Raw genomic sequence first — 20735 nt, 5'->3', positions numbered from 1 at the left:
TTCCACCTCCTCAACAACTACCGCAGCATGCATCCGATAAAAAACGCCTCCATGCGTAGACATGAAGGCGCAACAATCCCACGGTTCGTCGGATGAAATCACCTCGGCAGGAAATTAAGCGCACATGCGCACCTGCTGTCTACGGTAAATCGTTTATGATCGTTTCATTTTCAAGCAACCCTTAGTATACCATGCCTAGTCGTCTTGTCAAATGATGATTAAAGTGCAAAGTTGGCACGGTCGACTTTAACGCCGGGTCCCATTGTTGAAGACAAGGACAAGTTTTTCAAATACGTCCCTTTTGATGCTGCCGGTTTCGCTTTAATCAGCGTATCGACAACCGTTTGGAAATTCTCAGCAAGCTTTTCGTCGTCAAAAGAAACTTTGCCGACAGGAACGTGAACATTCCCTTGACGGTCAGCGCGGTACTCAACTTTACCGGCTTTAATTTCTTTAACGGCTTTGGCCACATCCGGCGTAACCGTTCCGGTTTTCGGATTCGGCATAAGCCCTTTCGGTCCGAGAACACGGCCGATCTTGCCGACCTCGGCCATCATGTCGGGCGTCGCCACGACGACGTCAAAATCAAACCAGCCTTGGTTGATTTTGTTGATGTACTCTTGATCGCCAACGTAATCAGCACCGGCTTCTTCAGCTTCCTTCACTTTGTCTCCTTTAGCGAAGACAAGCACGCGAACCTTCTTGCCGGTTCCGTTCGGAAGCACTACAGCACCGCGAACTTGTTGGTCATTCTTACGCGTGTCGATGCCGAGACGAATCGCCGCCTCCACCGTTTCATCGAAATTGGCGGTCGCCGTCTTTTTCACGAGTTCGATCGCCTCATTCACATCGTAAGCTTTTTCCGGGTCGATCAACTTCAAAGCTTCTTGATACTTTTTTCCTTTTTTCGCCATTTCTGTTCTATCCTCCTTCGTGGTTAACGGAAAAGCCCTCCCACAATAGTAGAGGTTGGTTCATGTATTTTCCATTAAATTAATCTTCAATCGTAATGCCCATGCTGCGAGCGGTTCCTTCCACCATCCGCATCGCGGCTTCAACGTCTGCCGCATTCAAATCCGGCATTTTCAACTCAGCAATCGCACGGACTTTGTCACGCTTCAACGTCGCCACTTTGTTGCGGTTCGGTTCGCCCGACCCGGATTCAATGCCGGCTTCTTTCTTCAAAAGCACGGCCGCGGGCGGCGTTTTCGTAATGAACGTAAAGGAACGGTCTTCGAATACCGAGATTTCGACGGGAATGATCATGCCCGCTTGATCTTGCGTGCGCGCATTGAACTCCTTACAAAATCCCATGATATTGACACCGGCTTGACCCAACGCTGGACCGACTGGCGGCGCAGGGTTCGCTTTACCTGCCGGTATTTGCAACTTTACGACTTTGATGACTTTCTTTGCCACGAAACACACCTCCTTACTTCCTTAAATGTGGTCACAGGGAAAGTCCCTCCCACGCGAGGCTTTCGACCAAACATTAAAATTCTATCACCGTTTCCCGAGAATTTCAAGCTTTCTCGACTTGGTCGAATTCCAATTCAACCGGCGTTTCCCGGCCGAACATGTTCACATGCACTTTCAGCTTTTGCTTTTCAGCATCGATTTCTTCGATCGAACCTACAAAATCGGCAAACGGTCCTTCTTTCACTTTCACTTTTTCCTTCAATTGGAAATCGACTTCCACTTTCTTCTTCTCTTTGATGCCCATTTGCCGCAAAATTCCGTCGATCTCATCCGGAAGCAGCGGAGTCGGCTTGGAGCCGGCACCAGTGGAACCAACGAATCCCGTTACGCCCGGTGTATTACGAACGACATACCACGAATCGTCTGTCATCACCATCTCAGCGAGGACATAGCCGGGAAACACTTTTTTAATGGCAGACTTCTTTTTTCCGTTCTTCATCTCGGTTTCTTCTTCGACCGGGACGAGGATGCGGAAAATTTTATCAGTCATGCCCATCGATTCAACGCGTTTCTCTAAATTTGTTTTCACTTTATTTTCATAGCCTGAATACGTGTGCACGACATACCAATTTTTCTCCATTTGTGTTGGGTTTTCCCTCCCCAAAGCTTTTGCCTTACCATCGTTACCTTATGCGGGGCGATTTAACCTTATCCGAAATCGATTGCTATAAAATGACGCGAATCAGTTTGGAAATGCCTAAATCGATTAACGCAAAAAAAACGGCTATAAACGTAACCGTAATCAAAACGGTGACCGTATAACTAATGAGTTGCCGGCGAGTCGGCCATGTCACTCGTTTCAACTCGATGAGGACATTACGAATAAATCTCGTCGAACGTTCAATTGGGTTCGCCATCTTCAGTGTACCTCCAGCTTCCAATGCTTACTTAGTTTCACGATGAATCGTATGAGACTTGCAATACTTGCAATACTTCTTCCATTCTGCCCGTTCCGTCCGGGAACGGCTTTTCGGGAATGAATAGTTTCTTCTCCCGCATTCCGCACAGGCCAAGGCGACCTTGTTCTTGTTAGCCATCTGTTTCACCTGCTTGTCCGCACTCTAATACCACTTTTACCACTCTATCACACGCTTCGCAACAGTGTCAACGCGAAGGCAAGGCCCGGTCGCCGAAAAAGAAAAAACAGGGTTTCCCCTGCTTAGATGCGGACTTCCTTCAGTTCCAAATATCGTTCGAATTTCCGTTTGACTCTTTGCAGCGCATTATCAATTGATTTCACGTGACGATTTAAATCTACCGAGATTTCTTGGTAGGAACGTCCATCCAAGTAGAGCATGAGCACATTTTGTTCTAAATCGCTCAAAATTTCCGACATTTTTCCCTCTATATTGTCGAATTCTTCCTGATGAATGATTGTTTCTTCCGGATCGCTCACCTTTGAACCGCAAATGACGTCGAGCAGCGTGCGGTCCGAATCTTCGTCATAAATGGGCTTGTCCAACGAAACATAAGAGTTGAGAGGAATGTGCTTTTGCCGGGTCGCCGTTTTGATCGCGGTAATCATCTGCCTTGTTATGCAAAGTTCAGCAAACGCCTTGAACGAGGATAATTTATCGTCTTGAAAATCGCGGATCGCTTTAAACAGGCCGATCATGCCTTCTTGAATGATGTCTTCCCTGTCGGCTCCGACGAGAAAATACGACCTCGCTTTCGCTTTCACGAAATTCTTGTACTTATCAATTAAATATTCCAGGGCCTTGTTATCGCCTTTATGCACACAATCGACCAAACGCTCGTCTTCCAATGTATCGTACATAACAGCATGGGACTTCAACTTGAGGTCAAAACTCACAACCATCCCCCCGACTCATAACCTGGTAGCAGTCTAGTAGCAATATTATACAGTAAATTTTTCGACACGGTCAAGGGTCTATTTGCCTTCGCGCCGCCACTTTTCAAATATATCGGCGATTTTCGAAGGAAAGTTTATTTTTCCGAATGGTTTTTTTTGGCACTCTTCGATTAATTTGGCGGTAATTTGCCTTTCCATGCGGCAGACTTCGTTGTACAACTCGCGGGCGGATTTCCGCAATGCCCCTTGCCCGAAGATCGCCCATTGTTCGGTCGCGTCGGAAGTCGCCACGTGAACTTGCGTGTTCGCATTCTTCAAAGAAATCGCGAGCTTCTCGATTCTTTCATCGGCCGTTTCATTTTGCCTTGTAAAAATAACTTCGACGGAGCGGCCGTCTTCCCGCCGCAACCCCGCCGCAGCGGAATGGGCATCGAAGACGACGATCACCCGGAATCCGGTTATCGCTTGATACTCTTCCATTTTCTCAATCAGCAAATCGCGGGCTGCCGCAAAATCGGTTTCTTTCAGTTTCTTCAAATCCGGCCAAGCCCCAATCATGTTGTAACCGTCAACTAATAAAATATCCACCGGCTACACTCCCGAAGGGCGTCGTTTCCTGTAGACCTCGTACATGAGCAGCGCCGCAGCAACCGAAGCGTTCAGCGAAGACACCTTGCCGGCCATCGGCAGCCGTACGAGGAAATCGCATTTTTCTTTCACAAGCCGACTGACGCCTTTTCCCTCATTCCCGATGACGAGACCAATGGCCATGTCCAACGGTGCCTCCCGGTAATCCTGTTCCGCCTCACCGGCCGCACCCGCGAACCAAATCCCTCTTTTTTTCAACGCATCCATCGTTCGCGCGAGATTCGTAACGCGCACGACGGGAACGTATTCAATCGCCCCGGCAGACGTCTTTGCTACAACGGATGTCAACCCCGATGAACGCCGCTTCGGAATGATCACACCGTGCACGCCCGTCGCGTCCGCCGTACGCAAGATGGCACCGAGATTATGCGGGTCTTCGAGCTCGTCCAAAAGCACGAAGAAAGGGGGCTCGTCCCGTTCTTCGGCTCGACGAAACAAGTCTTCGAGTTCCGCATAGCGGTGTGCCGCGACAGAAGCAATTACGCCTTGGTGATTTTTGCCGTCCGCCATCTGATCGAGCTTTTGCTTCGGAACCACCTGAACGAACACGCCTTGTTCTTTCGCAAGCCCAAGCAATGCCCGCATCGAACCGCGCGCGTGGTCAGCCATCCAAATTTTATTGATTTCCCGCCCGGCTTTTAACGCTTCACGGACCGGGTTGCGTCCGATGATCCATTCACTCGTCAACGAAAATCACCTGCTTCCACCCAAGCAAACATCCGGTCGACGATCTCCATGACGCGCGCCTCGTTTTCGTTCAAATGGTGATAGCCAATGAGCGCTTCGAACGCCGTACCGTACCGGTACGTTTGCACCTCCGTATTCTTCGGAATCGTCGCCGATTTCGCATTGCGCCCCCGCCGCACGACCGCCGTTTCCTCGTCATCAAGCAAATCCGAGGCCAACAACCGATGCAGCACGTCCGCCTGCGCCTCGGCGGACACGTATTGCACGGCACTCTGGTGCAAATCGTTCGGCTTTGTCAAGCCTTGCTCAAGCAAGCGTCTGCGTACGTACAGCTCGATCACCGCATCGCCGATGTAAGCAAGCGTGAGTGCGTTCATTTGTTTCACATCGATCATGGCTGCCTTCGCCACCTTACTCCTTGCGGCGTGTCTTCCAAAAGAACACCTTGCGCTTTCAAGTCGTCGCGTATTTGATCGGCCAACTGAAAATCGCGATCCTTCCGGGCCGCCTCTCTCTTTTCGATGAGCGTTTCAATTTCCTCATCAAGCACGCCTTGCTCTTCCCTTAACGGCACTCCAAGCACCGTTTCCGCCTCGCCAAACAAAGCGAGAATGTCCTCCAGCACTTGTTTCGAACTATTATCCTCTTGCAAATAAACGTTCGTTTCCTTGGCGAGATCAAACAGAACCGCGATCGCGTTTGCTGTATTGAAGTCGTCATCCATGGCTGCGATAAACCGATCCCTGTACCCGTCAAACCGATCTGTCGGTTCGCCTAGATCCGTACTCATTTGCAGACGATCAGCGGCATTCGCGACCGCCGTACGAATTCGTTGCAGCCCTTGTGCAGCGCTGTCGATCAATTCGGCATTGAAGTTGATCGGGTTTCGGTAATGAACGCTCAACATGAAAAAGCGGATCACTTCAGGATCGCGTTCTTTGATCAAATCGTGGACAAGCACGAAGTTCCCGAGCGATTTCGACATTTTTTCATTATTGATGTTGATGTAGCCGTTATGAAGCCAATATTTCGCCATCGGTTCGTCGTTCAGAGCTTCCGATTGCGCGATTTCGTTTTCGTGATGGGGAAAAATTAAATCTTGGCCGCCGGCATGAATGTCGATCGTGTCGCCTAAATATTTCTTCACCATCGCCGAGCATTCGATATGCCAGCCGGGACGTCCTTTCCCCCACGGACTTTCCCAAGAAATTTCGCCTTCCTTCGCCGCTTTCCAAAGCGTGAAATCAAGCGGATCTTCTTTATGTTCCCCGATTTCGATGCGCGCGCCCGAGCGCAGCTCATCCACTGCCTGATGGGAAAGCTTGCCGTATTGATCGAATTTTCTCGTGCGAAAATATACGTCGCCGCCGGAAGCGTAAGCGTATCCTTTCTGCTCGAGTTTCTCGATGAAAGTGATAATGTCGTCCATCGTTTCCGTCACGCGCGGATGCAAATCCGCTTGTTCGACGCCGAGCGCACCTACGTCCTTGTGATAAGCCTCGATGAACCGGTCGGTCAGCGCAAACACTTCCTCGCCGGCTTCCGCGGCTGCGCGGATAATTTTATCATCGACATCTGTAAAGTTCGACACAAAATTCACGTCATATCCGCGGTACTGTAAATAACGGCGCACCATGTCGAACACAATGGCCGGGCGGGCGTTTCCGATATGAATATAGTTATATACCGTCGGTCCGCAAAAATACATTTTCACTTTTCCTTCTTCAAGCGGCCGAAATGTTTCCTTTTGCTGCGTTAACGTATTATAAACGCGTATGCTCACGACTTTTCTCTCCCTTCAACTGTTCGAGTTCACGCTGCAGGCGGCGAATATCTTCTTCCATTTGCGCACATTTCGCATCGACCGGATCAGGGAAATGGTGATCGAGGTCTTTGCGTACGCGCACTCCGTCCTGCTTGACGACTCTGCCGGGAATGCCGACTACCGTCGAGTTTGGAGGAACGTCATCCAGCACCACCGAACCTCCGCCGACTTTTGAATTCGCCCCAATCGTGATCGAGCCGAGAATTTTCGCTCCTGTCGAAATAAGGACGTTGTCCTCAATCGTCGGGTGACGCTTGCCTTTTTCCTTGCCGGTTCCGCCGAGGGTGACGCCTTGATAAATCGTAACATTGTCGCCGATTTCGCACGTCTCGCCAATGACGACGCCCATGCCGTGATCGATGAAAAACCGGCTTCCGATCTTCGCCCCGGGGTGGATCTCAATTCCGGTGAAGAAACGACTAATTTGACTAATCAAACGGGCGAGAAAGAACCGCTTCCGTCGCCATAACCAATGGGCGAATCGATGCGACCAAACGGCGTGCACGCCGGAATAAGTAAAAATGACCTCGAAGTAATTGCGTGCTGCCGGATCTTGATCAAACACAACATCTATATCCTCTCGAAATTTCTTAAACATCTTTGCTCCCTCCTGAAGCAAAACAACATGTGGTCTCGTTGCCCTTAACAATCCCTTGGATCAACCGCATTGTCGCGCTCCATTCCTGTCGACATACAAACGTCGATGCACTTCTAAGCGGACACAATATCCTTCCCGTTCCGAAATAAAAACGCCCCCGTGCCGATGACACAGAGACGTCAATAACGTGGTCCCACTCTGCTTGGAATGCGCCGCGCACATTCCCGCTCATAAGGATAACGGGCCGAACCCGCCCTTCTTTACTCCGTTCAAGAAGGGACTCGAAGGGGCATTCGAATGCTGCCGGTTGAAACCTCTTTCAGCCAACGGAGGTTCTCTCTGGACAATCGATCAGCACTCTACTTTTCCTTTTCAACGTTTTCACCTGTGGATTTTTCTTTACTATATTACATCAACCAGAAAATGTGAAGCAATCAGCCCAACTGTGCCAACGCCTCGCGCAGTCGCTTGGAGACCGTGTCTTTTCCTAACAAATACAAGGCTTTTGGCAATTCCGGACCATGCGTTTGCCCCGTCGCTGCTACGCGAACCGGCATGAACAATTTTTTCCCTTTATGGCCCGTTTCTTTTTGCACGGCTTTTACCGCTTGAAAAATCGCTTTCGGTTCATAGGCAGCCAGCGCTTCCAATTGGCGATCGAGCTCCTCTAGCACTTCAGGCACTTGGTCTTGGCGAAGCACTTCCATTGCCTCGTCGTCATAAACAAGCGATTCGCGGAAAAACAAGTCGGTGAGTTCCACAATTTCGGCTCCGAAGGACAATTGCTCATGATACAAAGCAATCAATTCCCGCGCCCAGGCACGTCTTTCGTCGTCGAGATCGGCAGGCAGTTTTCCGGCTTCGATCAAATGCGGCAGCGCCAAGTCAACAACACGATCCAAAGAAGACTTCTTAATGTATTGGTTATTCATCCATTTCAGCTTATGTGTGTCAAAAACGGCGGGAGAGGTCGATAATCGTTCCGGATCAAAAAGTTGAATGAATGCCTCCCGGGAGAACAGCTCTTCCTCGCCTTTTGGAGACCATCCGAGCAACGTAATAAAATTAAACAACGCTTCCGGCAAATAGCCGAGCGCTTTATATTGTTCGATGAACTGAATGATGGACTCGTCGCGTTTGCTCAATTTTTTATGATTCTCATTGACGATGAGCGTCATATGGCCGAATGTCGGCGGTTCCCAACCGAACGCTTCGTAAACCATCAATTGCTTCGGCGTGTTCGAAATGTGGTCATCGCCGCGGAGGACGTGGGAAATGGCCATCAAATGGTCGTCGACCGCCACGGCAAAATTGTACGTCGGCACCCCGTCTTTTTTCACAATCACAAAATCCCCGATGCCGTCCGATTCAAACGAGACTTCTTTTTTTACGATGTCGTTGAAGCGGTACACCTTGCCCGGAGTTACCTTGAACCGCACGCTCGGCTTACGCCCCTCGGCGTCCAACGTTTTTCGATCTTCGTCGCTCAAATGACGGCATTTGCCGGAATACCTCGGCGCAATCCCTTTTGCCAGCTGCGCTTCCCGCTCTTGCTGAAGCTCTTCTTCCGTGCAATAACATTTGTACGCATGGCCGCGCTCGAACAACTCGTCTACATGTTTGGCATAGATATCGAGCCGCTCCATTTGCCGGTACGGCCCGTATTCGCCGCCGACATCGACGCTTTCGTCCCAATCAATGCCGAGCCATTTCAAGTTTTCCAGCTGATTGTATTCCCCGCCCTCGATGTTCCGTTTCCGGTCGGTATCCTCAACACGAATAACGAATGTTCCACCGCGGCTTCTTGCAAACAAGTAATTAAACAATGCCGTTCGTGCGTTTCCTATATGTAAATGCCCGGTCGGGCTTGGCGCATACCGCACCCTAACTTCTTTTCCCATTTCCTGTTCACCTCTTAACGTTGCTTTTCCTCAATCAATACGACCGCTTCCGCGGCGATGCCTTCCCCGCGCCCCGGAAAACCGAGTTTTTCCGTCGTCGTCGCTTTCACGTTTACGCGCTCGACGTCGGTCTCAAGGGCCGCCGCAATGGTTTCGCGCATTTGCCGTATATGCGGATTCATTTTCGGCTGTTGCGCAATGATCGTTGCATCCACGTTCGAACAACGATAGCCTTTGTCGGAAACAAGTTCGCGCACCCTCTCGAGTAATTTATACGAATCAGCGTCTTTGTATGCCGGATCTGTGTCCGGAAAATGCGTGCCAATATCACCGAGTGCAGCGGCTCCGAGCAGCGCATCGCTTACAGCGTGCAAAAGTACATCAGCGTCGGAATGGCCGAGCAACCCTAATTCATAAGGGATCTCGATGCCGCCCAGAATCAACGGACGTCCTTTGCCGAAGCGATGGACGTCGAAACCGTGTCCGATTCTCATCGAAGCTCCTCCCGTCGTTTCATCATGATCGCCCTGGCGATCACGAGATCCTCGGGCGTCGTTACTTTTAAATTATCGTAATCGCTCGTTACGACGGTAACCTCGTGTCCCGACCATTCAACGAGCGAAGCATCGTCCGTGCCGACTTTCCCCTTTTGGGCGGCCTCCTCGTGCGCTTGTAAAATCAACGACAGCCGAAACGCCTGAGGCGTTTGCACTGCCCACAAGCTCGAACGTTCAAGCGTTTCCGCTACACGCCCTTCGTTCACCCGCTTCACCGTATCTTTGACGGGGACCGCCGGTATCGCCGCTCCGCTCTTGTCCGCAGCCTCCGTCAGCCGGCGAATGAGCCGGTGTGTAACGAAGGGGCGGGCACCGTCATGGATAAGCACGATGGCATCACTAGCGCGTGCGCACGCTTTTAAACCGGCATGCACACTATGTTGCCGCTCCGCCCCTCCCGATACGAGTCGTTCCACCTTTGATAACCCGTACCGCGTGAACAACGCGGCCATATCCGCTTGCTCCGATGGAGCAACGGCCGTGATTACACCCTCGCACTCGGGATCCGCCTGAAACACTTCGATCGCATGGACGATGAGCGGTTTTCCGCCGATTTCGAGCCATAACTTGTTTTTTCCGGCTTTCATGCGTTTCCCTTCTCCCGCGGCCGGAATAACGACTTTATAGTTCATCGATTGGTTTCCCCTGCCATGATGCGTTTTTCATTCGTTTTCTACAATAAAGGGAAACCGCCGAAAATGCAAAAGATGAAGCGGGGTTGTCATTACAACGCCCGCTCCATCAGCTTCGGTTTCGCGAAAATCATTCGTCCTGCCGAAGTTTGCAGTACACTTGTCACAAGCACTTCGATCGTCTTTCCGATGTAATCTCTTCCTTCTTCGACGACGATCATCGTTCCGTCATCCAGATAGCCGACACCTTGGTTATGCTCTTTCCCGTCTTTGATGACTTGAACTTTCAACTCTTCACCCGGCAGGACGACTGGTTTAACCGCATTCGCCAGATCATTGATGTTCAAGACGGCCACGCCTTGCAATTCACAAACTTTGTTTAAATTGAAATCGTTCGTCACAACTATGCCCGAAACAAGCTTCGCAAGTTTGACCAGCTTGCTGTCGACCTCGGAGATCTCCTCGAAATCACCTTCGTAAATTTCCACTTTCACATCGAGCTCTTTTTGAATCCGGTTTAAGATATCAAGTCCGCGTCTTCCACGATTTCGTTTCAACACATCCGACGAATCGGCGATATGCTGCAATTCTTCAAGGACAAATCGAGGAATCACTAATGTGCCTTCGAGGAAGCCGGTTTGACAGATGTCTGCGATCCGCCCGTCGATGATCACGCTTGTGTCGAGAATTTTCATTTTCACGCTTGCCGGCGACAGCGGGTCGTCCGGATCTTTCTTCTTTTCCTTCGTTTTCGCCGAAACTGTAAAAACGCCGATCAGTTCGTCACGTTTCTTGAAACCGACGCGAAAACCGAAATAAGCGAACAAACAGGCAAGCAAAAAGGAAATCGCCCATTTCAAGGCCGGATAATCCATCGGCGGTAAAGGAATTAAAATAGCAACAATAAGACCGAAAACAAGCCCGAAAGTTCCGAACATTACATCTCCGACCGGAGCTTTGACGAGACGCTCTTCAAGCATCTTGATCCAGTTCACGACCGAATCCGCCATCCAAATCGTAAGCACATAGAACAACAGCGCCCCGATAATGGCCCCCGTATAAGAGTCAGTCACCCACGGCGGCGTGTCGCCGAAATTCAAAATTCGAATAAGCTGCGGGATAAAAGCAAAACCGATGGTCGCACCGATTATGACAAAAAACAATTGTACGATTCTTTTCATCGTTATTCACCTCCTCAACCATTATGACCAAAACAGCAAATTTGAAACCCTATGATTTTAATTTAATATGAACGGGTGCATTTTCACACCCTTTATGCCCCATTGTAACCAAATCTTCACTCGAATGTTACACGGATGACTCATAAAATTTTCCATAAGCCGGTTGATTATACGGTAACATAGGCCTTTAATGGTGTCAATGAAGGGAATTTAGTATTTTAACACATCATTTCAGTTTTCGTCAATTATAGATTCCGATCGACAAATAATTGCTCTTGGATCCGTTCAAGGCCGTGTTTGATTTTTCTGGCGCGAATTTCTCCGATACCATCGACGTCATCCAACTGATTGATCGTGGCCTTCATGATGTGGTTCAAATGGTCGAACTCGTTCGTTAAATTTTCGACGATCGCGGAAGGCAAGCGGGGGATTTTGTGCAAAATCCGGTACCCGCGCGGATAAATGCTTTCTTCGGATGGGGTGCCTTGCGGATAACCGAGAAGCTTCATAATGACGCGCTCCTGCATTAATTCATCGTTCGACAGTTTGCCCAACTGTTCCATGATATGATTCGGATCCATGTCTTTATTCCGTGCATAATCGCGGATGAGCCATATCGTTTCCTTCTCCACTCCAGCCACGAGCTCTTGCATTTGCATCTTTATGAGACGACCTTCCGTTCCCAGTTCATTGACGTATTTGCCGATTTCGTTTTTGATTTTCAAAACCATTCCAATGCGGTGAAGAACTTGGGTGACTTCTTGAAACGTGACCAACTCCTCGAATTCAAGTGCGCCAAGATCGGTGACGCCTTGATCGAGCACCGTTTTATATTTTTCTAAGGTTTGAATCGCCTGATTCGCTTTCGCGAGCATTACGCCGATTTCATTCAACGTGTAACGAAAATGTTCCCGGTAAAGGGTCACGACATCCCTGCGCTGCGAGATCGAAATGACGAGCGTTGCCGTTTGAATCGCCACTCGTTCCGCGCTTCGGTGGCGAATGCCTGTTTCGTTCGAAGGAACCGAAGAATCCGGAATCAATTGCGTGTTGGCCCGCAATATCCGCGTTCCATTTCCATTTAAAATAATCGCCCCGTCCATTTTCGCCAGCTCGTACAAAGCCGCCGGGGAGAACGGGCAGTCGATGGAAAAACCCCCCTCGACCACTTTTTCCACGCGATCATTGAAGCCGACGACGATCAACCCGCCCGTTTTTGCACGCAGCACGTTGTCAATGCCTTCCCGCAGTGGAGTGCCTGGAGCGACGAATTGCAATATTTCACTGATTTGGTTTTGATCCATGTGCTAGCCTCCCAACGTATGCTGTAATGCTTCAGCAACAGTACGGACTCCGACGACTTCAATGCCTGCCGGAGCCGACCAGCCCCCGAGGTTTTTCGCGGAGATGATCGCCCTCGTGAATCCGAGCTTTGCTGCTTCATGAATGCGCTGTTCGATTCTCGATACCCTTCGCACTTCGCCGGTGAGTCCGACTTCGCCGATGACCACATCGCTCGGATTTGCCGCTCGATCACGAAAACTTGAAGCAATGCTGACGGCTATCGCGAGATCAATGGCAGGTTCGTCTAGACGCACACCGCCGGCAACTTTCAAATAGGCATCTTGGTTTTGAAGCAGCATCCCTACACGTTTTTCAAGAACCGCCATAAGCAAAGATACGCGATTATGGTCTATACCGGTCGCCATTCTGCGCGGATTGCCAAAACTCGTCGGTGTAATCAGCGCCTGCACTTCGACAAGAACCGTACGGGTTCCTTCCATAGAAGCAACAACAGTCGAACCGGCTGCGCCTTTCGACCGCTCTTCGAGAAAAATCTCCGAAGGATTAAGCACTTCCGCAAGTCCCGCTTCTTTCATTTCAAACACACCGATTTCATTCGTCGAACCAAATCGATTTTTGACCGCACGCAAAATCCGGTATGTATGATGGCGTTCCCCTTCAAAGTACAGCACCGCATCAACCATATGTTCAAGCAGCCGCGGCCCGGCAATCGAACCTTCTTTTGTAACATGGCCGACGATAAAAGTCGCGACGCCGCTCATCTTTGCAATTTTCATCAATCCGCCTGTACATTCCCTCACCTGTGAAACACTGCCGGGAGCGGAAGACAAATCATTTCGATGGATGGTCTGAATCGAATCGACGATTAAAAAATTCGGCTTCAGCTCGCCCACAGCTTTTTCGATTAAGTCAAGGTCGGTTTCTGCCATCACATACAATTCTGCTGCGTTGATGCCAAAACGCTCAGCACGCAGCTTTGTTTGTTTTGCTGATTCTTCGCCGGAAATGTACAACACTTTATATCCTTTACGTGCCAATTGATCGGACGTTTGCAGGAGCAGCGTCGATTTGCCAATACCCGGATCGCCTCCCACGAGCACAAGCGATCCAGGGACAATTCCACCGCCGAGCACGCGGTTCAGCTCGCTCATTTCCGTTGTCACCCGGGGTTCTTTTTCGCCTTTTACGTCCGAAATCGCAATTGGTTTTCCGCCCGCCGCCTGCGTCAGGCCGGCTCGAGAAGAAGGCGTCGCCTGCCGGAACGTTTCTTCGACCATCGTATTCCACGTTTGGCATCCAGGGCAACGCCCCATCCATTTCGGAGACTCATAACCGCACTCTTGACAAATATATTTCACTTTCGTTTTCGCCATGACCGATCCCCCCCGCTGAATCAAAGAAAGAAAACCCGAAAGACTGGCGTCTTCCGGGGAAACGGCTTTAAGAGCCGGTTTTCACGGTTGTTTCTACAGAGAATTCGCCGTTTTTTATGCCGATTTTGACTTTCTTTCCTTTTTCGATGTTTCCTTTCAACAACTCTTCAGACAAACGATCCTCGATTTGCTTCTGAAGCGCACGGCGCAACGGACGTGCTCCGTATTCGGGATCATAGCCGAGTTCGACAATTTTCTCTTCCGCTTTCGGCGTCAATTCAAGATCGATATCTTGTTCTTTCAAACGCCGTTTCAGCTGTTCGGACATCAAGGAAACAATCTTCTTCAAATGTTCCCTTTCAAGGGCGTGGAACACGATGATTTCATCGATTCGATTAAGAAACTCAGGACGGAACGTGCGCTTTAACTCGCTCATCACTTTTTCTTTCATTTTGCTGTATTCCGCTTTCGTTTCGGTTTCGACATTGAACCCGACATGACTGTTACGCTTCAGTTCTTGCGCGCCAACGTTTGACGTCATGATCAATACGGTGTTTCGGAAATCGACCGTGCGTCCTTTCGAATCCGTCAACCGCCCGTCTTCAAGCACTTGCAGCAAAATGTTGAACACTTCCGGATGCGCTTTCTCGATTTCGTCGAGCAAGATGACCGAATACGGTTTTTGTCGTACTTTTTCCGTCAACTGTCCGCCTTCTTCATGACCAACATAACCCGGAGGCGAACCGACCAGTCGCGAAGTCGTATGCTTCTCCATGTATTCCGACATGTCGATGCGAAGGATCGCTTCGTCGTCACCAAACAACACTTCTGCAACCGCTCGCGCCAATTCCGTTTTGCCGACACCTGTTGGTCCGAGGAAGATGAACGAACCGATCGGCCGCTTCGGATCTTTCAGCCCCGCACGTGCACGGCGAATGGCCTGCGAAACCGACTTCACAGCTTCTTCCTGCCCGACGACGCGATTATGCAGGATTTCTTCCATTTTCAACAACCGCTCGCTCTCTTCCTGTTCGAGCTTCTTGACCGGAATACCGGTCCAGTTCGCGACAACTTGCGCAATATCTTCCGGTGTCACTTCCGTATTTTCCTGCCCTTGCTTCGCCTTCCATTCTTTGTTCGTCGCTTCCAGCTGCTCGCGCAACCTCTGCTCGCTGTCGCGCAACGACGCCGCTTTCTCGAATTCCTGTCCTTGCACCGCCGCATCTTTCTCCTTGCGGATTTCTTCGAGCTTTTGCTCCAACTCTTTCAAATTCGGCGGCGCCGTGTACGAACGCAGCCGTACTTTCGATGCCCCTTCATCGATCAAGTCAATGGCTTTATCGGGAAGGAAGCGGTCGGAAATGTAACGGGCCGAAAGCTGAACCGCTGCCTCGATAGCTTCGTCTGTGATCGTGACGCGATGGTGCGCTTCATAGCGGTCACGCAATCCTTTTAAAATTTGTACCGATTCCTCTTTCGACGGTTCATCGACCGTAATCGGTTGGAACCGGCGTTCCAACGCGGCATCTTTTTCGATATATTTCCTGTACTCGTCAAGCGTTGTCGCACCGATGCACTGCAGTTCTCCGCGCGCGAGCGCAGGCTTCAAAATGTTCGACGCATCGATCGCGCCTTCGGCACCGCCCGCACCAATCAACGTATGCAATTCATCGATGAACAAAATAATATTTCCAGCCTGGCGAATTTCGTCCATCACCTTTTTCAAGCGGTCCTCGAACTCACCGCGGTACTTCGTACCGGCGACGACCGTCCCCATATCCAATGTCATGACACGCTTATCGCGCAAAATCTCGGGAACTTCATTGTTGACGATTTGCTGCGCCAACCCTTCAGCAATGGCCGTCTTACCGACGCCCGGCTCGCCGATCAGCACGGGATTGTTTTTCGTCCGGCGGCTCAACACCTCAACGACGCGCTCGATTTCCTTGCTGCGTCCAATAACCGGATCGAGTCCGCCTTCTTGCGCCAATTGCGTGAGATCGCGTGCCAAGCTGTCCAGCGTCGGCGTGTTAGCGCCGCCAGCTCCACGTGTACCTTGGTGCCCGGCAGACGACGATTCACTGCTTCCCAGGAGCTGCAACACTTGTTGGCGCGCTTTATTCAAGCTGATGCCGAGGTTGTTTAACACTCTCGCGGCTACGCCCTCACCTTCGCGAATAAGCCCGAGCAAGATGTGTTCCGTACCGACATAGGAATGCCCGAGCTTGCGCGCTTCGTCCATCGACAATTCAATCACTTTTTTCGCACGCGGGGTGTAATGGATCGTCTGCACCGCGTCCTGCCCTCGGCCAATCAGCGTCTCCACTTCTTTTTGAATTTTTTCGGTTTCGAGTCCTAAAGCTGCGAGCGCTTTTGCGGCAATGCCTTCGCCTTCTCGAACAAGACCGAGCAAAATATGTTCGGTGCCGACATTATTATGGCCTAAGCGCACGGCCTCTTCTTGAGAAAGGGCCAGCACTTTTTGTGCGCGTTCCGTAAATCTTCCAAACATCATAGCGTTTCTCGCCTCCTGTTAATCGGATGTCTCGTGCTTGTTTTCCAATTTTAATCTCTTTCTAATAAGAGTGGCTCTCAGTACGTCTCTTTCTTCAGAGCTGAGTGTTTTTCCTGCGTATTGCTGCAAAAATCCCGGCTGGGTCAAGATCATTAATTCATTTAAAATTTCCCGCGAGACCCCTTCAATCAGGCCCATGTCGATGCCGAGACGCAAATCGGACAAACAGGTGGCTGCTTCTTTCGATTGAATCACCCGGCTGTGCGCCAATGTCCCATACGAACGCCAAACCCTGTCTTCCATTCGGATTTTCAACGAATCCAAAAGCGATTTGCGGGCACTTCTTTCTTGTTGGATCAACTGCATCGCGACACCACGCAAATCTTCGACGATGTCTTGTTCGGATTTTCCTAATGTGATTTGGTTCGAAATTTGAAAGACGTTGCCGAGTGCTTCGCTTCCTTCTCCGTAAATGCCTCTAACGACCAATCCGAGCTGGTTAATAGCCGGAGCGATGCGATTCATTTGTTGCGTCATCACTAGCGCAGGCAAGTGCATCATCACGGATGCGCGCATACCTGTACCGACGTTTGTTGGGCAACTCGTTAAATAGCCCCTTTTTTCATCAAAGGCGTAGTCGAGTTTTTGCTCAAGCCAATCATCAATGCCGTTCGCCAGCGTAAGAGCCTCGTTCAGTTGAAATCCCGGAAACAAGCATTGGATGCGAAGATGATCTTCCTCGTTAATCATAATGCCGACGGATTCGCTTTCGTTGATGAGCAACGCGCCGTGTACCGAATCTTCCGCGAGATACGGACTAATCATATGCTTTTCCACGAGTGCACGTTTCTCGATCGGGTTGAGTTCGGAAATCGTGACCATGTCAAATTTCCCGAGGTCACTGTACGATTTTCCATTCACCTTTTCCTTTAATTCATTATAGACGTGAAGACTCGTTTCGGAAGAAGCATAAATGGGGAATGGATACGAATGCAAATTGCGAGCCAAGCGAATCCGGCTCGACAATACGATATCGGCATCTGGGCCTTTTGCGCTCATCCACGGGCTGACTGCATCAGCCATAAACCGTTCCAAAGAGGACATCGGCTATTCCCCCTTTTTTTCCAATGAACGAATCTGATCCCGCACTTGGGCGGCTTTCTCAAACTCTTCTTTTCGAATATGTTCTTGCAGCCGGGCTCTCAATTCCTCCAATTGCTGCTTTACTTTGATGCCGCTTCCGGCGCGTTTCGGAATCTTCCCCGTATGACGAACATTTCCGCCGTGAACCCTTCGGAAGATGGGGTCGAGTTTTTCCTCGAACACTTCGTAACAACGGGAGCAGCCAAACTTTCCGCTTTTCGTGAATTGCCCGTAAGTCATGCCGCAATTCGGGCATTTGTCAGGCTCCTCGTTCTGTAAGGGCATCGCCCCTTGGCTGCCGACCGAATCTTCAAAGCCGAGCAGTCCCGACAACAAGTGATGAATCGAAAAACTGTTCGAAGCCGGATGAAAATCCCCTTTTTCCTTCGCGCACTGCTCACATATATGAATTTCGTTTTTTTCGCCATTAACGATTTTCGTAAAATGAAGCGTCGCGGGTCTTACATGGCATTCTTGACATTCCATAGGACTCCCACTCCCTCCCGCGTTAATTTTTATACTTCAAGGTGATCAACATCGCTTTTAAAATTTGCGCCCTTAATTCGTCACGAAGCGGCAGTTCAACATTCAGCACCGTCCGGTCGACCGCGCTCAAGATCATTTTCGCTTCGCGTTTCGTAATCACTTCTTCTTCAAGCAACCGAAGGACGATCGCTTCCGCGGTCTGTTGGGATACACGATGGTCGATCAACGCCATCGCATCGTCGAGCAAATGCACGTCGTCTTCAGGGACGACCTTAATGATGCGGATGTATCCCCCTCCTCCTCTTTTACTTTCCACAATATAACCTTTTTCAATCGTGAAGCGCGTGTTGATCACATAATTGATTTGAGAAGGGACACATTGAAATTTTTCCGCCATTTCGCTGCGCTTGATTTCGACAACATCGTCGCCGCTCCCATGCAAAGCCTTTTTCAAATATTGCTCAATGATGTCCGAAATGTTTTTCAACTTTCCTCTTCTCCTTTTGACTTTGACTATCTTTGATCTTACTTGTATTATAGCGATTCGGCGACCGTTTGTAAATGAACTTCACTTCCATTATGGCCGGTCTTGGCAGCCTTTAATCGGTCGTATACACTTTGTAAATATAGTCGACCGAATACAAATCATCATAAATCTTCGGTGTTAACTTTCGTTCGGGGTACGAAACGACCAACGTATATTTGATCAAGTCGAGCTCCCGATGATTCGGATAATCCTCAACTAAAATTTTATGCACCTCAATGTTTTGTTTCTCAACGAGGTTGACCACCGTTGATAATTCAACCGCCTTGTTCCTGACCACGACATTCAAACGTTCCGCACTGGCACGGCCAATCCAAGTTTTTTCGAATTTGTTCAAAAAGAGTAAACTAAGGACGACGATGATCGTGGTCAATACCGCTTCAAAAAACATCCCGTTTCCGACAACGAGGCCGATACCGGCAACCACCCAAATTGATGCTGCTGTCGTTAAACCTTTCACCGTTACCCCGTGAACGAGAATCGTGCCCGCTCCCAAAAAACCAATTCCGCTGACAACATAAGCGGGAAGTCTCGCCGGATCGAGACGCGCATTTTCATTTTCTTCGATGAATTCTTGAAAACCATAAATGGATAAAAGCATCATTAAGCAGGCACCTACACCGACCAACAAATGCGTGCGAAATCCGGCCGGATGTTGTTTAACCTCTCTCTCTAGGCCGATCACACCGCTTAAAACCGCAGCAACAAACAGACGGATCGTCATCACCCATGCATCTTCAGGTAATCCCAACATGTCTCCTCACCTTTCTCGAACGAAAACATTTTTCCATAAAATCTATATGTGTTAGACTGCTTGATCCTTACACCCTTCATTCGACAAAACTTGAGCATTTCCTCGGAAATAATAAAAAAAGTGAGGTTAACTTTTTCGTTAATCTCACTCATCTCGTATGAATATGGTGGAGCCTAGCGGGATCGAACCGCTGACCTCCTGCGTGCAAAGCAGGCGCTCTCCCAGCTGAGCTAAGGCCCCTTATGAACTTGAACAATGGTCGGGAAGACAGGATTTGAACCTGCGACCCCTTGGTCCCAAACCAAGTGCTCTGCCAAGCTGAGCTACTTCCCGTTCTAGAGGTTGGAAATTGGAGGTTTGAGGTTGGAAATGCTCGAAAAAAACTTATTGCTCTTACATCCAACTTCTCACTTCTAATTTCTAAAATGGCGCGCCCTGGAGGAGTCGAACCCCCAACCTTCTGATCCGTAGTCAGACGCTCTATCCAGTTGAGCTAAGGGCGCTCGAAGAGTCATCCTGAGCAATACCGAGGGAGGGACTTGAACCCTCACGGAGATTCCTCTCCCCAGGATTTTAAGTCCTGTGCGTCTGCCGATTCCGCCACCCCGGCATAATTTAAATGGAGCGGAAGACGGGATTCGAACCCGCGACCCCCACCTTGGCAAGGTGGTGTTCTACCACTGAACTACTTCCGCGTCATTACGACAGATGGTGCGGGTGGAGGGACTTGAACCCCCACGTCAAAGACACTAGATCCTAAATCTAGCGCGTCTGCCAATTCCGCCACACCCGCGGCTGGGTACTTCAAAAAAAGAAAATGGTGAGCCATGGAGGATTCGAACCTCCGACCCTCTGATTAAAAGTCAGATGCTCTACCGACTGAGCTAATGGCTCACAAGGAAGAATATCGAATTGAAAGTACACACTCAACACCACTGCTATCGCACTCAAGCAATGAGAAATTCGACGAACTAAGTATGAGTGATATGCCGGCCAGAGGACTTGAACCCCCAACCTACTGATTACGATTCAGTTGCTCTACCAATTGAGCTAGGCCGGCAAAAGAATGGTGGAGGATGACGGGATCGAACCGCCGACCCCCTGCTTGTAAGGCAGATGCTCTCCCAGCTGAGCTAATCCTCCAATATATATCGCCCGGCGACGTCCTACTCTCACAGGGCACAAGACCCCATTACCATCGGCGCTGAAGAGCTTAACTTCCGTGTTCGGCATGGGAACGGGTGGAACCTCTTCGCCATCGTCACCGGACTTGCGCTTGCGCGCGTCCTTGGGT

General features: G+C 49.9%; 22 protein-coding genes, 9 tRNA genes, 1 rRNA gene and 2 other annotated features. All 32 genes read right to left on the bottom strand.

Going from position 1 to position 20735, the window contains the following annotated elements; translation table 11 throughout:
* Window positions 1-29: 29 nt before the first annotated feature.
* Window positions 30-163 (bottom strand) — a sequence feature (ribosomal protein L10 leader region).
* A 55-nt stretch (window positions 164-218) separates the two neighbouring features.
* Window positions 219-914, bottom strand: coding sequence for a 50S ribosomal protein L1 (rplA, locus tag VFK44_11455; protein ID HET7628976.1), 696 nt, complete (start codon window positions 912-914; stop codon window positions 219-221).
* 79 nt (window positions 915-993) lie between these two features.
* Window positions 994-1419, bottom strand: a complete 426-nt coding sequence (rplK, locus tag VFK44_11450) for a 50S ribosomal protein L11 (protein ID HET7628975.1) — start codon at window positions 1417-1419, stop codon at window positions 994-996.
* 103 nt (window positions 1420-1522) lie between these two features.
* Window positions 1523-2059 (bottom strand): transcription termination/antitermination protein NusG, encoded by a 537-nt coding sequence (nusG, locus tag VFK44_11445; protein ID HET7628974.1) that lies wholly within the window; start codon window positions 2057-2059, stop codon window positions 1523-1525.
* Between the two features lie 85 nt (window positions 2060-2144).
* The gene (gene secE, locus VFK44_11440) at window positions 2145-2336 is read right to left on the bottom strand and encodes a preprotein translocase subunit SecE (GenBank protein HET7628973.1); all 192 of its coding nucleotides are present in this window, start codon (window positions 2334-2336) and stop codon (window positions 2145-2147) included.
* 27 nt (window positions 2337-2363) lie between these two features.
* Window positions 2364-2516, bottom strand: a complete 153-nt coding sequence (gene rpmG / locus VFK44_11435) for a 50S ribosomal protein L33 (protein HET7628972.1) — start codon at window positions 2514-2516, stop codon at window positions 2364-2366.
* A gap of 122 nt (window positions 2517-2638) precedes the next feature.
* The gene (gene sigH / locus VFK44_11430; protein ID HET7628971.1) at window positions 2639-3298 is read right to left on the bottom strand and encodes an RNA polymerase sporulation sigma factor SigH; all 660 of its coding nucleotides are present in this window, start codon (window positions 3296-3298) and stop codon (window positions 2639-2641) included.
* A 72-nt stretch (window positions 3299-3370) separates the two neighbouring features.
* A complete protein-coding gene (locus tag VFK44_11425; protein HET7628970.1) occupies window positions 3371-3880 on the bottom strand; it encodes an NYN domain-containing protein in 510 nt (169 codons plus the stop codon).
* Between the two features lie 3 nt (window positions 3881-3883).
* Window positions 3884-4627 carry a 23S rRNA (guanosine(2251)-2'-O)-methyltransferase RlmB gene (gene rlmB, locus VFK44_11420; GenBank protein ID HET7628969.1) on the bottom strand — a complete coding sequence of 248 codons (744 nt, stop codon included), beginning with the start codon at window positions 4625-4627 and terminating at the stop codon, window positions 3884-3886.
* The gene (locus VFK44_11415) at window positions 4624-5022 is read right to left on the bottom strand and encodes a ribonuclease III domain-containing protein (GenBank protein HET7628968.1); all 399 of its coding nucleotides are present in this window, start codon (window positions 5020-5022) and stop codon (window positions 4624-4626) included. Before VFK44_11415 ends, rlmB begins: the two co-directional genes overlap by 4 nt.
* Window positions 5019-6410 carry a cysteine--tRNA ligase gene (gene cysS / locus VFK44_11410; protein HET7628967.1) on the bottom strand — a complete coding sequence of 464 codons (1392 nt, stop codon included), beginning with the start codon at window positions 6408-6410 and terminating at the stop codon, window positions 5019-5021. The genes VFK44_11415 and cysS overlap by 4 nt, the downstream gene beginning before the upstream one ends.
* Window positions 6391-7050, bottom strand: coding sequence for a serine O-acetyltransferase (cysE, locus tag VFK44_11405; GenBank protein ID HET7628966.1), 660 nt, complete (start codon window positions 7048-7050; stop codon window positions 6391-6393). Before cysE ends, cysS begins: the two co-directional genes overlap by 20 nt.
* Window positions 7051-7219: 169 nt before the next feature.
* Window positions 7220-7435, bottom strand: a binding site (T-box leader).
* 49 nt (window positions 7436-7484) lie between these two features.
* A complete protein-coding gene (gene gltX, locus VFK44_11400; GenBank protein ID HET7628965.1) occupies window positions 7485-8951 on the bottom strand; it encodes a glutamate--tRNA ligase in 1467 nt (488 codons plus the stop codon).
* A 14-nt stretch (window positions 8952-8965) separates the two neighbouring features.
* A complete protein-coding gene (ispF, locus tag VFK44_11395) occupies window positions 8966-9445 on the bottom strand; it encodes a 2-C-methyl-D-erythritol 2,4-cyclodiphosphate synthase (protein HET7628964.1) in 480 nt (159 codons plus the stop codon).
* On the bottom strand, window positions 9442-10140 hold the full coding sequence (ispD, locus tag VFK44_11390) for a 2-C-methyl-D-erythritol 4-phosphate cytidylyltransferase (GenBank protein HET7628963.1): 699 nt from the start codon (window positions 10138-10140) through the stop codon (window positions 9442-9444). The genes ispF and ispD overlap by 4 nt, the downstream gene beginning before the upstream one ends.
* A 92-nt stretch (window positions 10141-10232) precedes the next feature.
* The gene (locus tag VFK44_11385; GenBank protein HET7628962.1) at window positions 10233-11321 is read right to left on the bottom strand and encodes a PIN/TRAM domain-containing protein; all 1089 of its coding nucleotides are present in this window, start codon (window positions 11319-11321) and stop codon (window positions 10233-10235) included.
* Window positions 11322-11566: 245 nt separating this feature from the next.
* Complete coding sequence (disA, locus tag VFK44_11380; protein ID HET7628961.1) at window positions 11567-12625, bottom strand: DNA integrity scanning diadenylate cyclase DisA; 1059 nt, start codon at window positions 12623-12625, stop codon at window positions 11567-11569.
* 3 nt (window positions 12626-12628) lie between these two features.
* Complete coding sequence (gene radA, locus VFK44_11375) at window positions 12629-13999, bottom strand: DNA repair protein RadA (GenBank protein HET7628960.1); 1371 nt, start codon at window positions 13997-13999, stop codon at window positions 12629-12631.
* 67 nt (window positions 14000-14066) lie between these two features.
* Window positions 14067-16514, bottom strand: a complete 2448-nt coding sequence (gene clpC / locus VFK44_11370) for an ATP-dependent protease ATP-binding subunit ClpC (protein HET7628959.1) — start codon at window positions 16512-16514, stop codon at window positions 14067-14069.
* Between the two features lie 18 nt (window positions 16515-16532).
* The gene (locus VFK44_11365; GenBank protein HET7628958.1) at window positions 16533-17618 is read right to left on the bottom strand and encodes a protein arginine kinase; all 1086 of its coding nucleotides are present in this window, start codon (window positions 17616-17618) and stop codon (window positions 16533-16535) included.
* Window positions 17619-17621: 3 nt separating this feature from the next.
* Complete coding sequence (locus VFK44_11360) at window positions 17622-18143, bottom strand: UvrB/UvrC motif-containing protein (GenBank protein HET7628957.1); 522 nt, start codon at window positions 18141-18143, stop codon at window positions 17622-17624.
* A 22-nt stretch (window positions 18144-18165) separates the two neighbouring features.
* Window positions 18166-18630 carry a CtsR family transcriptional regulator gene (locus VFK44_11355; GenBank protein HET7628956.1) on the bottom strand — a complete coding sequence of 155 codons (465 nt, stop codon included), beginning with the start codon at window positions 18628-18630 and terminating at the stop codon, window positions 18166-18168.
* A 112-nt stretch (window positions 18631-18742) separates the two neighbouring features.
* A complete protein-coding gene (locus VFK44_11350) occupies window positions 18743-19441 on the bottom strand; it encodes an MgtC/SapB family protein (protein HET7628955.1) in 699 nt (232 codons plus the stop codon).
* Window positions 19442-19605: 164 nt separating this feature from the next.
* Window positions 19606-19681, bottom strand: a tRNA-Ala gene (locus tag VFK44_11345).
* A gap of 16 nt (window positions 19682-19697) precedes the next feature.
* A tRNA-Pro gene (locus VFK44_11340) sits at window positions 19698-19774 on the bottom strand.
* 93 nt (window positions 19775-19867) lie between these two features.
* Window positions 19868-19944: transfer RNA gene (locus tag VFK44_11335), tRNA-Arg, on the bottom strand.
* A gap of 21 nt (window positions 19945-19965) precedes the next feature.
* A tRNA-Leu gene (locus VFK44_11330) sits at window positions 19966-20051 on the bottom strand.
* Between the two features lie 10 nt (window positions 20052-20061).
* A tRNA-Gly gene (locus VFK44_11325) sits at window positions 20062-20136 on the bottom strand.
* 14 nt (window positions 20137-20150) lie between these two features.
* Window positions 20151-20234, bottom strand: a tRNA-Leu gene (locus VFK44_11320).
* 25 nt (window positions 20235-20259) lie between these two features.
* Window positions 20260-20335 (bottom strand) — tRNA-Lys (locus VFK44_11315).
* A 93-nt stretch (window positions 20336-20428) separates the two neighbouring features.
* Window positions 20429-20501 (bottom strand) — tRNA-Thr (locus VFK44_11310).
* A 7-nt stretch (window positions 20502-20508) separates the two neighbouring features.
* Window positions 20509-20584 (bottom strand) — tRNA-Val (locus VFK44_11305).
* Between the two features lie 10 nt (window positions 20585-20594).
* Window positions 20595-20710 (bottom strand): 5S ribosomal RNA (gene rrf, locus VFK44_11300).
* Window positions 20711-20735 lie beyond the last annotated feature (25 nt).

It is taken from the genome of Bacillales bacterium, from assembly GCA_035700025.1.
GTDB lineage: Bacteria > Bacillota > Bacilli > Bacillales > DASSOY01 > DASSOY01.
Note: the sequence above shows the minus strand (reverse complement) of the source record. Positions and strands in the feature narration are given on the sequence as shown.

What these genes read in the sequence shown, in the direction of transcription:
- VFK44_11365 (HET7628958.1), bottom strand. Translation starts at nt 17,618, where the DNA reads ATGTCCTCTTTGGAACGGTTTATGGCTGATGCAGTCAGCCCGTGGATG.
- radA (HET7628960.1), bottom strand. Translation starts at nt 13,999, where the DNA reads ATGGCGAAAACGAAAGTGAAATATATTTGTCAAGAGTGCGGTTATGAG.
- disA (HET7628961.1), bottom strand. Translation starts at nt 12,625, where the DNA reads ATGGATCAAAACCAAATCAGTGAAATATTGCAATTCGTCGCTCCAGGC.
- VFK44_11415 (HET7628968.1), bottom strand. Translation starts at nt 5,022, where the DNA reads ATGATCGATGTGAAACAAATGAACGCACTCACGCTTGCTTACATCGGC.
- secE (HET7628973.1), bottom strand. Translation starts at nt 2,336, where the DNA reads ATGGCGAACCCAATTGAACGTTCGACGAGATTTATTCGTAATGTCCTC.
- VFK44_11360 (HET7628957.1), bottom strand. Translation starts at nt 18,143, where the DNA reads ATGGAATGTCAAGAATGCCATGTAAGACCCGCGACGCTTCATTTTACG.
- sigH (HET7628971.1), bottom strand. Translation starts at nt 3,298, where the DNA reads ATGGTTGTGAGTTTTGACCTCAAGTTGAAGTCCCATGCTGTTATGTAC.
- ispD (HET7628963.1), bottom strand. Translation starts at nt 10,140, where the DNA reads ATGAACTATAAAGTCGTTATTCCGGCCGCGGGAGAAGGGAAACGCATG.
- cysE (HET7628966.1), bottom strand. Translation starts at nt 7,050, where the DNA reads ATGTTTAAGAAATTTCGAGAGGATATAGATGTTGTGTTTGATCAAGAT.
- VFK44_11385 (HET7628962.1), bottom strand. Translation starts at nt 11,321, where the DNA reads ATGAAAAGAATCGTACAATTGTTTTTTGTCATAATCGGTGCGACCATC.
- rplA (HET7628976.1), bottom strand. Translation starts at nt 914, where the DNA reads ATGGCGAAAAAAGGAAAAAAGTATCAAGAAGCTTTGAAGTTGATCGAC.
- rpmG (HET7628972.1), bottom strand. Translation starts at nt 2,516, where the DNA reads ATGGCTAACAAGAACAAGGTCGCCTTGGCCTGTGCGGAATGCGGGAGA.
- ispF (HET7628964.1), bottom strand. Translation starts at nt 9,445, where the DNA reads ATGAGAATCGGACACGGTTTCGACGTCCATCGCTTCGGCAAAGGACGT.
- VFK44_11350 (HET7628955.1), bottom strand. Translation starts at nt 19,441, where the DNA reads ATGTTGGGATTACCTGAAGATGCATGGGTGATGACGATCCGTCTGTTT.
- clpC (HET7628959.1), bottom strand. Translation starts at nt 16,514, where the DNA reads ATGATGTTTGGAAGATTTACGGAACGCGCACAAAAAGTGCTGGCCCTT.
- gltX (HET7628965.1), bottom strand. Translation starts at nt 8,951, where the DNA reads ATGGGAAAAGAAGTTAGGGTGCGGTATGCGCCAAGCCCGACCGGGCAT.
- nusG (HET7628974.1), bottom strand. Translation starts at nt 2,059, where the DNA reads ATGGAGAAAAATTGGTATGTCGTGCACACGTATTCAGGCTATGAAAAT.